General features: G+C 53.3%; 10 protein-coding genes. 6 read left to right on the forward strand and 4 right to left on the reverse strand.

The window, feature by feature from the left end:
- Positions 1 to 47: 47 nt before the first annotated feature.
- Together GA565_RS18535 and GA565_RS18540 are read left to right on the forward strand one after the other, a co-directional pair.
- On the forward strand, positions 48 to 1,100 hold the full coding sequence (locus GA565_RS18535) for an NAD(P)-dependent alcohol dehydrogenase (RefSeq protein WP_152199975.1): 1,053 nt from the start codon (positions 48 to 50) through the stop codon (positions 1,098 to 1,100).
- Between the two features lie 181 nt (positions 1,101 to 1,281).
- Positions 1,282 to 2,775: an MFS transporter gene (locus tag GA565_RS18540; protein WP_152199977.1), complete on the forward strand. Its 1,494-nt coding sequence runs from the start codon at positions 1,282 to 1,284 to the stop codon at positions 2,773 to 2,775.
- 51 nt (positions 2,776 to 2,826) lie between these two features.
- Here the strand turns inward: GA565_RS18540 and GA565_RS18545 are convergent, their stop codons facing one another.
- Together GA565_RS18545 and GA565_RS18550 are read right to left on the reverse strand one after the other, a co-directional pair.
- Positions 2,827 to 3,933 carry a suppressor of fused domain protein gene (locus GA565_RS18545; RefSeq protein WP_152199979.1) on the reverse strand — a complete coding sequence of 369 codons (1,107 nt, stop codon included), beginning with the start codon at positions 3,931 to 3,933 and terminating at the stop codon, positions 2,827 to 2,829.
- A gap of 138 nt (positions 3,934 to 4,071) precedes the next feature.
- Positions 4,072 to 4,968, reverse strand: coding sequence for a LysR family transcriptional regulator (locus GA565_RS18550; protein WP_152199981.1), 897 nt, complete (start codon positions 4,966 to 4,968; stop codon positions 4,072 to 4,074).
- 166 nt (positions 4,969 to 5,134) lie between these two features.
- On the opposite strand from GA565_RS18550, the gene GA565_RS18555 reads away from it, so the two are divergent.
- The 3 genes from GA565_RS18555 (at position 5,135) to abgT (ending at position 9,593) form a co-directional block, all read left to right on the forward strand.
- Positions 5,135 to 6,460 (forward strand): M20 family metallo-hydrolase, encoded by a 1,326-nt coding sequence (locus tag GA565_RS18555; RefSeq protein ID WP_226951050.1) that lies wholly within the window; start codon positions 5,135 to 5,137, stop codon positions 6,458 to 6,460.
- Between the two features lie 2 nt (positions 6,461 to 6,462).
- Positions 6,463 to 7,935: a M20 family metallopeptidase gene (locus GA565_RS18560; RefSeq protein WP_152199985.1), complete on the forward strand. Its 1,473-nt coding sequence runs from the start codon at positions 6,463 to 6,465 to the stop codon at positions 7,933 to 7,935.
- A gap of 128 nt (positions 7,936 to 8,063) precedes the next feature.
- Positions 8,064 to 9,593 (forward strand): p-aminobenzoyl-glutamate transporter, encoded by a 1,530-nt coding sequence (gene abgT, locus GA565_RS18565; protein ID WP_152199987.1) that lies wholly within the window; start codon positions 8,064 to 8,066, stop codon positions 9,591 to 9,593.
- Positions 9,594 to 9,607: 14 nt separating this feature from the next.
- Here abgT and GA565_RS18570 read toward each other — a convergent pair whose 3' ends face one another.
- Positions 9,608 to 10,489, reverse strand: coding sequence for an oxygenase MpaB family protein (locus GA565_RS18570; RefSeq protein WP_152199989.1), 882 nt, complete (start codon positions 10,487 to 10,489; stop codon positions 9,608 to 9,610).
- A gap of 92 nt (positions 10,490 to 10,581) precedes the next feature.
- Positions 10,582 to 11,241: a TetR/AcrR family transcriptional regulator gene (locus GA565_RS18575; RefSeq protein WP_055777597.1), complete on the reverse strand. Its 660-nt coding sequence runs from the start codon at positions 11,239 to 11,241 to the stop codon at positions 10,582 to 10,584.
- A gap of 174 nt (positions 11,242 to 11,415) precedes the next feature.
- On the opposite strand from GA565_RS18575, the gene GA565_RS18580 reads away from it, so the two are divergent.
- Entirely contained in the window at positions 11,416 to 11,676 is a 261-nt protein-coding gene (locus GA565_RS18580) for a hypothetical protein (protein ID WP_152199990.1), read from the forward strand.
- Positions 11,677 to 12,110: the final 434 nt, after the last annotated feature.

The raw sequence follows: 12,110 nt of genomic DNA on the forward strand, positions 1-12,110 counted from the left end.
ATCACAACGCCGTATCAGGCGGTATTTAATTGAGTAATGAGGCAAATATGACCATTCGTACCCAACCCAGAAAGGTGAACGCTGCCGTAGTAAACAGTCATCAACAAATGAGTTTTCACGATTTACAGCTCAAAGCACCGCATCAAAACGAAGTCGGCGTAAGAATTGTAGCCTGCGGAATTTGTCATACCGATCTTGGCTTTCTCAGTGAAGGTTCTATCCTCGGCCATGAGGGCGCGGGAATTGTCGAACAGGTCGGCAGCGCAGTAACGGCCGTTAAACCGGGCGACCACGTATTGCTCTCTTATCAGTCCTGCGGGCAATGTGCGCCGTGCCATGAAAGTCAGCCTTTCAACTGCGAGCACTTCGCCAAGCTCAATTTTGGCTTTCAACGCTTGGACGGCAGCAGCGCCTATCCCGAAGGCGTTCAAGGGCACTTTTTTGGACAGTCGGCGTTTGCCAATTATTGCCTGGTGACCGAACAAAATTTGGTGAAAATCGCGCCGGAATTCCCGCTAGAAGTGCTCGCACCACTGGGCTGCGGCATGCAAACCGGCGCAGGAACGGTGCTTAATACGCTGAAAGTTAAGGCCGGTGAAAGCCTGATGGTGATGGGCACCGGTGCCGTCGGCCTGGCAGCAGTGATGGCGGCTAAAATTGCCGGTGCCAAAACGATTATCGCGGTCGACCGTGATCCCGCTCGGCTGGCGCTGGCAATCAGGCTGGGCGCCACCGAATCGATCAATTCGGATGAAGAAAATTACCTCGCCACGCTGTGCCCACACTTGGACTACGTTATCGACACCACTGGCATTGGCCACCTGGATGAACTCGCGCAGGAGGTTTTAAAAGAAGGCGGTACACTGGTTCGCCTCACCGGTTCCTGCGGCGAAACCTTAACTCGCGGGCGTAAAGCCATTAGCGTGGTTCAGGGCGACTCGGTCGCGCAGGATTTCCTTCCCAGGCTGGTGGAATATTGGCAACAGGGCCGTTTCCCGGTAGAGCAACTGATCACTTACTACCACTTTGACGACATTAATCGTGCTCTGAAGGACGCTCAAAACGGCAAGGTAATCAAGCCGGTGCTGGTTTGGGACTGAATTATTTGGGCAAATCTATCAGGAAAGTAAGCGGTCAAGAAGAGTACAGGGATTCGCTGGCGGCGGCGATTTTACTCAATTTTTAAGAATTATTTATTTTAATTTATAACTAATTTGCGCTTGTAGCTTGGGTGTCTGGACGTCTATACTGCTTTTTTTTGATAAAAGCGTAGTATAAAAAATGTCTGACACAACACTTGCGGCCTCTTCAGCCGCCTCATCAGGGGTTACAAACACATCCAGCGCCGACGACCAGCCGACGCTGATCCGTTCTGCAGCTGACATCACTCGCCTGGTTAATCAGGGCGCAACCAAGCTGAGCGATGCACGCATCGTGGTCGCTATCGCACTGGGGGGCGTTTTCCTCGACGCCTACGACCTCGGTGGACTGGCGTTCGGCATGAAAGACATTACTCGTCAATTCGGGTTGTCACCGTCGGGTGCAGGTCTGGTGGCTTCCGCCATTACGCTGGGTGCTATCGTTGGCGCTCTGTTTGGCGGTTATTTGACTGACAAAATTGGCCGCTATCGCGTATTTATGGCCGACATGTTCTTCTTCGTGGTCGCCGCACTGGCCTGTGCTTTTGCCCCCAATGAATGGGTGCTGGGTGCTTCGCGCTTCGTGATGGGCATCGGCGTGGGTATCGATCTGCCGGTGGCGATGGCGTTTTTAGCCGAGTTCTCGAAGCTTTCGGGACGCGGAAACAAAGCCTCGCGTGTCGCCATGTGGTGCCCGACCTGGTATGCGGCTATCAGTATTTCGTACCTGTTGGTGCTGCTGCTTTACGCGGTGCTGCCTGCCGGTCAAACCGATATTCTGTGGCGTTTAATCCTTGGCTTCGGCGCTGTTCCGGCACTGCTTATCATCGCCATTCGCCACCGTTATATGAATGAATCGCCGGTGTGGACAGCGAATCAAGGGGATTTGGAAGGCGCGGCGGCTATTCTTCGTCGTTCATACAATATCAATGTTGAAGTGGCCGACGATGCCAACCTGACGCCCCAGCCCCCAGTGCGCAAGGCTGCCTGGAGCAACTATGCCACTCTGCTGAAAGGCGTTTATCTGAAGCGCACGATTTTAGCGACGGTGACCTCGCTGGTTTCTCCGTTCGCCTACAACGCCGTCGCCTTTGGTCTGCCGGTTATTCTTTCGACCTTTCTGGCACAGTCACTTATCAGCACTATCCTGTTCTCACTGGGTCTGAACCTGTGCTTCGCCTTCGTTGGCGGCCTGTTGGCGGTGCGTTTGGTGCCGAAGATGGGGGCGTGGAACATGACGGTGATTGGTTACACGCTACAGCTGATTGCCATGATTGGACTGGCGCTGGTCGGGCGTCCGTCGGACAGTGCCGAAGCGGCGATCTCGATTTCGATGCTGGCGCTGTTCCTGTTTGGTCAAGGATTTGGTCCAGGTTCTCATACCATGACCTTCGCCTCGCTGAGCTACCCGACGTCTCTGCGTGGCGTTGGCGTCGGCTTTAACCAGATTCTGGTGCGCGCCAGCTCCACTGCTTCGCTATTCCTGTTCCCGGTGCTCTCTGCAGCGCTCGGTACTGGCGTGTTCTGGGTTATCGCTTTTGCGCCACTGATTGGGCTGATTGTGCTGCTGGCGATTCGCTGGGAGCCGTCCGGTTATGACGTGGATGCGGAAGATTTTGAACAAATAAAAGCATAAACTTTAACGCCCCCACTTGCTTGAGTGGGGGCGTTTTTATCTCACCAGCTATCACACCAGCGGCGCCCTCGGCGCAAACACTGCCTCAACGCCCGCCTCGGTCATCATCACTACCAGCTCCTGCCCGCCGCTAGGTCGGCTTTGTGCAAATTCGAGTTCACTGGCAAACAGCGGGCTGGCCCACAGCAGATTCACCGGATCGCCATAACAGCTGGGCAACGCAAACTTGCCGACGGATGCCCCAAGAGCCGCCGAAATGATATGGCCCTCATAACCTAGCGGCGCGGCCGGTGAAACCAGCGTATGTCCCTCCCCCAACCAGGTTAAAGACTCCCACGGCAGTTGAGCATAGCCGGAAATTGCGCTGGCCATTTGCACGGCATTCGCCTCATCGACGTACTCCTTACCCACGGCAAATGCCAGCTCGATGCGGCGATGGTGTTCAGCCTCATCATTGAAAATAAGCTCAATCTGCGGCATCGGACGGATGCTCATTCCCATCGTAAAGAAGTAGTAATTTTCATCATCTTCATGTTGGGAAATGGCCATCGGCGGCCAGGTCCCCTGATCAATGGCATAATATTTAACCGCTGGACCAAAACGCTGCTCGTAGCAGGCAACAAAATTACGCTGAATTTTCGGCCACGGATTGTGTTCCTCATGCGCCCAGTCGCGCCAGAATTGACGCGTTTTATCGGCCAGGGCGTACTGCGTATTGGTTGAGGCCGAGCCCAGCGGAAAGGTCAGCGGGTTTTGCTGAATGCAACCGGCGGAATAACTGACGGAGTGATCGATGTACAAACTCCAACCGGGGATGACCGCCAACAGCAGGCCGTGATACCACAGCGCTGCGCCGTCATCGCTTTCATTCCACAGGATCTGAATGCCGGCCGGATCCAGCGGCGCTTCGGCCTCCAGGCTACGGCAGTATTGTGCGGCGAGCATCGGCGGCAAACCGTAGGCCAAGGCCTCACTGTCATCCTGCTGCGGTGCAGGCGACAGGTTTCTTACCCAACAGCCGCGCATACGCGGGAAACGCTCTCGCAAGTCTTCCCGCGCATAGATGTAGAGATAGACGACCCGCTCATCCTGCTCGACGATGGCAAACAAGGTTTTTTTATCGTTACTGACTTCAGCAATTATTTCTGATTGGCGCATGCTACCTCAATGGGGTTAAGCCGCTTCTTGTTCTATGAGGTAAAGTGTAGAACGTCTTATGTGCGAGCATAACGGGCAAAAATCCCAAAACTCGCATTAAAAGCGTTGATAACAGTGATTTTTAGCTAAAATTTCTGCTTATCGGCAGTAAAGTCGGAACAGCTGAGCCAAATGTGCGGCCATCGGTGACAGGGTCGATTCTTTTCTTTGTATTAAATGAAAGGTTGCCTTGGGCAGCGGAAGATCCAGGTTCATCGCGACCAAACTTTGACCAAGCAGCGGATCATTGATGATATCGGCCGAAAGTACGCTAAGAAAATCCGTCTTGGCCAGCAGGCTGGTGCAGGACATAAACGTCTCGCACACCACGCTAATTTTGGGTTCGACCTTCATTTCGCTAAAAATCTCACCCAACAGTTTGTAGTAGCTGCCTCTCGGCGTGGGCATGGTCCAATCGCAGTGCAGCAGTTCTTTTATTGAACGTGCTTTCTCCAGCGGATGCCCGCGTCGGCAGACCACCTGATACTCCTTATCCATAAGTTTTTCATATAACAATTCGTTATCATAGGTGCTTGGGTAATAAGTATTGATGGTGAAGTCCAACTCGCCCTGACGCAACTCGGGGATCATCGACACCAGTTGGCCTTCGGCAATTCTGACCTTAACGTCAGGAAACTCGCGGTGAAAGCGGTCAATAACCAAGGGCATAATCGTTCGCGCAATACTCGCCCCCACGCCAATGTTCACCTGTCCGCTGGTTGCGCCCAATCGTTGGGCGATATCCTCCTGTGCGACGCGTAATTCCTCGAGTATCAGGCTGGCACGCTTGAAAAAAATCTCCCCGCACTCGGTCAATGTCACCCCCTGACGGCGACGAATAAACAGCTGTGCGCCCAGCCCGCTTTCCAATTCTTTTATCGACTTGGTCAACGCCGGTTGTGAAAGGCTCAAAGTACGGCTGGCCGCGCGAATACTGCCCTGACGAGTTACCGCAACAAAAGCACGCAGTTGATGCATTTTGATTTGTGATGCCATAGCTCAATGATAACCCCTGATTATCACCCGAAAGATTTTGGCATCTTATACGCCCTGGTCGCTTTGTGTACATTGAAATCAAAGCGTCATATTTCTTTCATGCAAAATATTGGTCTTACCTACGGCAAAAAGAGAGCTAATCATGGTTACCCAAGCATCTGACTTAATGGATACATCTACCCTGCTGGCGCTTTGTGATCGCGTCGACGGCTATTTTCCCGAGTTGCAAAAACAGCGCCGAGACCTGCATAAATATGCCGAATCAGGATGGCTTGAGTTTCGCACCTCCACTCTGGTCGCCGAACGGCTCAATGAACTGGGCTACAGCCTGCAACTCGGCCGTGAAGTGATCGATGCCGATTCGCGCATGGGCCTGCCCTCTGCACAGGAGTTGCAACGTCAGGAACAGCGCGCGTTGGAACAGGGAGCGATTGCCCGCTGGATGCCGCATTTCTCGGGTGGCTTTACCGGCATTGTGGCAACGCTTGCCACCGGTAAGCCCGGCCCGACGCTGGCTTATCGGGTCGACATGGATGCGCTGGACCTGAATGAGGTGCTGGATGACGCGCATCGTCCCTACCGCGAAGGTTTTGCATCATTAAACGGCGGCATGATGCACGCCTGCGGTCACGACGGTCACACCACTATCGGGCTTGGGCTAGCTCAACTGCTGATGGAAATTCGCGACCAGCTTTGCGGCACCCTTAAACTGATTTTCCAACCGGCGGAGGAAGGCACGCGCGGCGCGAAATCTATGGTGGCGGCAGGCGTCGTGGATGACGTCGATTTCTTTACCGCCGTGCATATTGGCACCGGCGTCCCCGCCGACCACATCGTCTGCGGCAACGATACCTTTATGGCCACCACTAAACTTGATGTCACCTTTACCGGCGTTGCGGCCCACGCGGGCGGCAATCCCGAGCAGGGACGCAATGCGCTGCTGGCGGCGGCACAGGCGACGCTGGGTCTGCACGCCCTGCCGCGCCACAGTGCGGGCAGCTCGCGTATAAATGTCGGTGTGCTGCAGGCCGGAACGGGGCGCAACGTGGTGCCATCGAGCGCCATGATGAAGGTTGAAACGCGCGGTTCCACCAATGAGGTAAACGAATTTATTTATCAGCAGGCGCTCAAGGTCATTTCCGGCGCGGCAGAAATGTATCAGGTCAAGTTTGAAACGAAATTGATGGGTGCCGCGCAAAGCAGTCAACCTACCGAGGCTTGGGTTAACTATATTCATCGTCAAGCCGAACAATTAGGGTTGTTCGATAACATCATCGACAGTCAGGAAGGCGCGGCGGGTTCGGAAGACGCCACCTATATGATGGAGCGCGTTAAATCGCTGGGCGGTCAGGCCTCTTACGTCATCTTTGGCACTGACCTGAGTGCGGGACACCACAACGAGAAGTTTGATTTTGACGAAAGAGTGATGGCGCAGGGCATCAAAACCCTGGCCGCGCTGGCGTTAAATATTCACTCGTTCACCCAGGAGTAACGATGTCTGATTCTACAGTTATCCCGACTCATCAACACGTTGTCAGTTTTATCAATGACTTTATCGATACCCAGCGCGATACCCTGTCGGCTATCAGTGATGATATCTGGGATCACCCTGAAACGCGTTTTGAAGAGTCACACTCTTCTGCCCTGCTGGCCGACAAACTCGAAGCATCGGGTTTTAAGGTGGAGCGCGGTGTCGGCGGGATGGAGACGGCGTTTGTCGCCAGCTTCGGTGAAGGCAAACCCATAATTGCCCTGCTTGGCGAGTTTGACGCGCTGGCGGGCCTGAGCCAAAAGGCCGGCTGTGACTTCGCGCAACCGCTAGAGGAAAACGGCAACGGCCACGGCTGTGGGCATAATCTGCTCGGCACCGCGGCGCTGGGCGGGGCACTGGCGGTAAAAGCCTGGATAGAAAAAGAAGGGCTAAAAGGCACGGTGCGCTTTTACGGCTGTCCGGGCGAAGAAGGCGGTTCTGGCAAGACATTCATGGCGCGAGAAGGCCTGTTTAACGACGTTGATGCCGCCCTGACCTGGCATCCAGAAACCTTTAGCGGCATGTTCAGCAACCCGACGCTGGCCAATATTCAGGCCGCGTTTCGCTTTAAAGGCACGGCGTCTCACGCCGCCGCCGCGCCGCATCTGGGTCGCAGCGCACTTGACGCCCTAACGCTGATGAACACCGGCGCCAATTTCCTGCGCGAACATATTATTCAGGAAGCGCGGGTGCATTATGCCGTGACCAACGCGGGCGGGATTTCGCCAAACGTCGTGCAGGCCGACGCCGAGGTGCTGTATCTGGTGCGCGCACCGCAGATGGATCAGGCGCAGGCCATTTTCGAGCGCGTGACAGATATTGCCAAAGGTGCCGCACTGATGACCGGAACCAGCATGTCCATGCGCTTTGACAAAGCGTGCTCCAACTATGCGCCAAACCACGCACTGGAGAAAGTGATGTACCAGCAGGTGCTGGCATTTGGCACACCGCAGTACAGTGAGGAGGAGCAGGCGTTTGCCCGCGCTATTCACGCGACGCTCAGCGAACAGGACATTGATGCCTGCCTGACCACGATGGCTAAAACCGGCGGTGTTGACGGTAAAGTCTTTGCCGAAACGCTGCGCACCGCGCCACTTACCGAGGCAGTTGCCCCTTACAGCCCCAGCGATAACATCCTCTATGGCTCAACCGATGTCGGTGACGTGAGCTGGCTGGTGCCCACAGCGCAATGTTTCAGTCCGTGCTTCGTGGTGGGTTCGCCGCTGCACACCTGGCAAATTGTATCGCAGGGACGCACTTCTATTGCGCACAAAGGTATGTGTCTGGCGGCCAAAGTCATGGCCTCAACGGTGATTGCGCTACTGGATTCTCCCGCCACGCTTGAGCTCTGCCAGCGGGAGCATCGTGCCGTTCGTGCACACCGCCCCTACCACTGTCCGATCCCCGAGGGGATTACCCCTTCACCTTTAAAGTAAAAATATAAAAAGATCTGCCCCTGCGTCGACCATCGTTCAATGCCGACGCAGGGTATAAAAAATAATAAAACCGTACGGCACGACCGGCGGGGATCTCATGACCGACTATTTTTCGACGAGGGTTTTTAATGAGTATTGAAGCACAGAACCAACCACACAGCCCCGGTGGGTTTTTCCGCTGGGTCGAGCGCGTAGGCAATAAAATCCCCAATCCATTTTTACTGTTTATCTATCTGATCGTCGTTTTAATGTTAACCAGCGCGCTGATTTCGTGGCTTAACATAACAGCGGTGAATCCTACCAACGGCGAAATCATTCGAGTCAAAAACTTGCTCAGCGTTGAAGGGCTGCAGTGGATTTTGCCCAACGTGATTAAAAACTTCAGCGGTTTTACGCCACTGGGATCTATTTTGGCGCTGGTGCTCGGCGCGGGGCTTGCCGAACGCGTCGGGCTGCTGCAAAGCCTGATGTATAAAATGGCCGCCAGCGTGAATGCAAAATACGCTAGCTATCTGGTGATATTTATCGCCTTTTTTAGCCATATTTCTTCGGATGCTGCGCTGGTGGTGATGCCACCGCTTGGGGCGCTTATCTTCCTCGCCGTCGGACGCCATCCCGTGGCCGGGCTTTTAGCCGCAATAGCAGGTGTCGGCTGCGGCTTTACTGCCAACCTCCTCATTGTGACAACCGACGTGCTGCTGTCTGGCCTCAGCTCTGAAGCGGCCAAGGTGATTAACCCGGCGGTACAGGTTAGCGTGGTGGATAACTGGTACTTTATGGCCGCGTCGGTGATTGTACTTACGCTGGTCGGCGGCATTCTCACCGATAAATTTGTTGAACCGCGTTTGCCCGTCTATGAGGGCGGCAGCGACGAGCGGATGAAAAAACTGGCCCCCGAGCAGAATCGCGGCCTGGCTGCCAGCGGGATTGCCGCCCTGGTGTTTATTGCGCTGGTGGCTCTGTTGGTAGTGCCCGATTCGGCACCGCTGCGCGACCCGCACACTCACGGTATCGTCCCGTCGCCATTTATTCAGGGCATCGTTCCGCTAATTATTTTGTTCTTTTTTGTGGTGTCTATCCCCTACGGACTGGTCACCAAACAAATCCGCACCCAGAGTGATATTCCGAATTTGCTGGTCGATCCGATGAAGGGTATGGCTGGCTTTATCGTGATGGTTTTCCCGCTTTCCCAGTTTGTAGCCTTCTTTAACTGGAGCAATATGGGGAAATTTATGGCCATCGGCCTGACCGATATTCTTGAAAAACTAGGGATGACGGGCATTCCGGCCTTCGTGGGGCTGATTTTTTTGTCAGCGTTGCTGTGCATGTTTATCGCCAGCGGCTCGGCGATTTGGTCAATTCTGGCGCCGATTTTCATCCCTATGTTTATGCTGCTCGGCTTTCATCCGGCCTTTGCGCAAATCGTTTTCCGCATCGCCGACTCGTCGGTTCTGCCGCTGGCACCCATGTCGCCTTTCCTGCCGCTGTTCCTCGGATTTTTACAGCGCTATGACAAAAATGCCAAGCTCGGAACCTACTACTCGCTGGTATTGCCCTATCCGGTGGTCTTTTTCATCGTCTGGCTGGTGATGTTAGTGGTCTGGTATTTACTGGGGCTGCCGATTGGCCCTGGCGTTTACCCGCGTATGCCGTCTTAACGACAGCGGCGGCGCTAAGGCAACCGCCCTACGCGCCGCATGGCTCTATGCCAGGAGCCGTTTCTCACAGCCCAACGTAAGAGTGTTGCCACACGGCGCATTGAGAAATCGATGCCGCGGCGGGTTAAGGGGGGCAGCACTATTCCCAGCTCCTCTTTTGCCCACTCAGGCAACAGTTCAATCCCCGACCAAACCATCAGTTTACCGACCGGTACGGCGATTTTGCTGGGAGCAGGTGCGCGCTTGAGCAATCTCACCACCTCACGCGTTCTGTCGTCGCAGCGCAACTGCGGGCGCATACGTTGTAAATAATCATCGATTTCCTGCACGCTGCGCGGAACGTTTATACCGCCCAATCCTTCAACAACGCGCGCAACTTCACGATAATATTGACTTTGGTCGGCAAGGCTTAAATCGGGATTACGATAACGGAGGTAGGACTGCAAGAAGCTGTAGGACTCGGCAACGTGCACCCAAACCAGCAGGTCAGGATCGCTCGCAGCATAAGGTTGGCCGTGTGTATCAACACCGGTAACCTGTAAATGAATGGACTTAACGCGGGCTATCAGATTTTGCGCATCCGCAAGCGGTGCAAAGGTGGTGCCAGAGACAAATTGGCTGGTTCGGCGTAAGCGTCCCAGCATGTCGCTGCGAAAATTTGAATGGTCCCATACTCCCGCCAAAGCAAGAGGATGCAGCATTTGCAACAGCAGCGCACTGACGCCACCGCACAGCATGCTCGAGAAATCGCCGTGAACGCGCCACACTACGGTGTCAGGGCCAAACAGCCCAAAATCACCTCGCGGCTGATCAAAGTCAATGCCTCCCAGCGCCAGGCCAGAAATGCTTAACACCTGGCGCTCTATCTTTTTACGTAAACCTTCACCAACGGGCATGGCACATTGTTCTCAATAATTCTTTTATGACAATAAAACGTGCCTTAATCATACAGGGATGGAGGTTTTCCTTTCCCGAAAACACCGTTTATTTAATGAGCCACGGCGCTTTTCATCGGTACAGTTCGCAGCTGCGGCCATACGTACATCAGCATATCAATAATCGAACCCAGCTGTTCATTGCTCGCACCATCACGCGCCTGCACCGACATTCCCTGCACGGTAGTGGCGACGTACTTCGCTAATAGCGAACTGTCGGTATCGTTGGGGAACTCGCCACTGAGCTTTTTCTTCTCGAAAAATTCAAACAGCGTGCGCTCCTGTGAAAGGTGGCGCGAGCGCAGCATCTCGGAAATCTCCTGAGAAGCAGCTGACATTCCCGAGGCAGCGTTGATGATAAAACAGCCACTCGGCGTGTCGCAGTCGGTAAACATCTCTGCCGTAGTGCGCAGGTACTGTTCAACGGCCTGTTCTACTGACAAGTCATCTTTGCCAAGCAAGCACAAACTCTTTTCGTAAAAGGTTGCTAGATAATGCTCAACGGCGGCGCGAAACATCCCTTCCTTATTACCAAATTCGGCATAAAGAGTAGGCGCTTTGGCACCGGTTGCTTCAACTAAGTCAGCCAGAGATGTGGCTTCGTAGCCGTGACGCCAGAACAGATTTAGCGCCTTACTTAAGGCAGTTCCGCGGTCGAACTGTTTCGGGCGACCGCGACTTTTCCGGACTAATGCCGTCTGTTCAGTGCTCATACACCCTCCTTTCATCACCCTTGTGATAATGGTTATAAAAATATATTAACGATCATTATTAAAAATAGTTGCGCGAATGTCCAGTAGAGATTAATATTTAATTATCGAGCGATAAGTTAATCACTCCCTACGGATAAAGACACAGCTAGAAAAAGCAACCCAGGACGTAACATCATGAGAAACTTCAAATTAATTCTTGCAGTTATGGCATTGACCGCTGTACCGGTTGCCAACGTTGCCGCACAGCAGGTTATCATGATGCCAATACAGAGTCAGGAAATTGCCATGGTCAATGTGACCGGCGACAGCAATGTTATTCAGCCTCCGCATGGCACCTTGAACAGAAAACCGGTTCAAGCCGGTATTTCAAGCTCACCAACCATTCCGCCAGCGCCCAATGCTGATCGCAACTCGCCTTCGGCAATTTACTACTAGGTGCCATTGAGTCAGGACAAAAATGTGGCTCTAACATAAAGGCAAAAAATGAAGGTGGCCATTTGTGCTGCCTTCTTTTTTAACACCCTACTCCACTGACCTCAAGAATTTATTATCGGCTATTAAAATAAACTTTATTTATCACAATTCCGAATGATTATATTGAATAACGATTGCAGATTAATGAAAAACGCTCTGATATTTAACAAGTTATCAACAGCGGTATTGATTATCTTTACTTAGTCCCTCAATGGGATTGGTATTGCCCTCCTTGCTGTTAACCGGCTGGTCCTACAATGTCAGCACCTCCATCTCGCGCTCGTCGTACTATCGAAAATAATCTCCTATTTTCTTAGAGTTAGCACAGTTGAGCACATTTAGTTAATGATCGATAATGAATTTGATTGATAAAAATAAAAGCGGAGACTACCATT

Source organism: Rouxiella sp. S1S-2 (assembly GCF_009208105.1).
Classification (GTDB): Bacteria; Pseudomonadota; Gammaproteobacteria; order Enterobacterales; family Enterobacteriaceae; genus Rouxiella.

Coding starts and splice junctions, on each gene's coding strand:
- GA565_RS18545 (WP_152199979.1), bottom strand. CDS start 3,933: ATGCGCCAATCAGAAATAATTGCTGAAGTCAGTAACGATAAAAAAACC.
- GA565_RS18575 (WP_055777597.1), bottom strand. CDS start 11,241: ATGAGCACTGAACAGACGGCATTAGTCCGGAAAAGTCGCGGTCGCCCG.
- GA565_RS18555 (WP_226951050.1), top strand. CDS start 5,135: ATGGATACATCTACCCTGCTGGCGCTTTGTGATCGCGTCGACGGCTAT.
- GA565_RS18550 (WP_152199981.1), bottom strand. CDS start 4,968: ATGGCATCACAAATCAAAATGCATCAACTGCGTGCTTTTGTTGCGGTA.
- GA565_RS18580 (WP_152199990.1), top strand. CDS start 11,416: ATGAGAAACTTCAAATTAATTCTTGCAGTTATGGCATTGACCGCTGTA.
- GA565_RS18540 (WP_152199977.1), top strand. CDS start 1,282: ATGTCTGACACAACACTTGCGGCCTCTTCAGCCGCCTCATCAGGGGTT.
- GA565_RS18570 (WP_152199989.1), bottom strand. CDS start 10,489: ATGCCCGTTGGTGAAGGTTTACGTAAAAAGATAGAGCGCCAGGTGTTA.
- GA565_RS18560 (WP_152199985.1), top strand. CDS start 6,463: ATGTCTGATTCTACAGTTATCCCGACTCATCAACACGTTGTCAGTTTT.
- abgT (WP_152199987.1), top strand. CDS start 8,064: ATGAGTATTGAAGCACAGAACCAACCACACAGCCCCGGTGGGTTTTTC.
- GA565_RS18535 (WP_152199975.1), top strand. CDS start 48: ATGACCATTCGTACCCAACCCAGAAAGGTGAACGCTGCCGTAGTAAAC.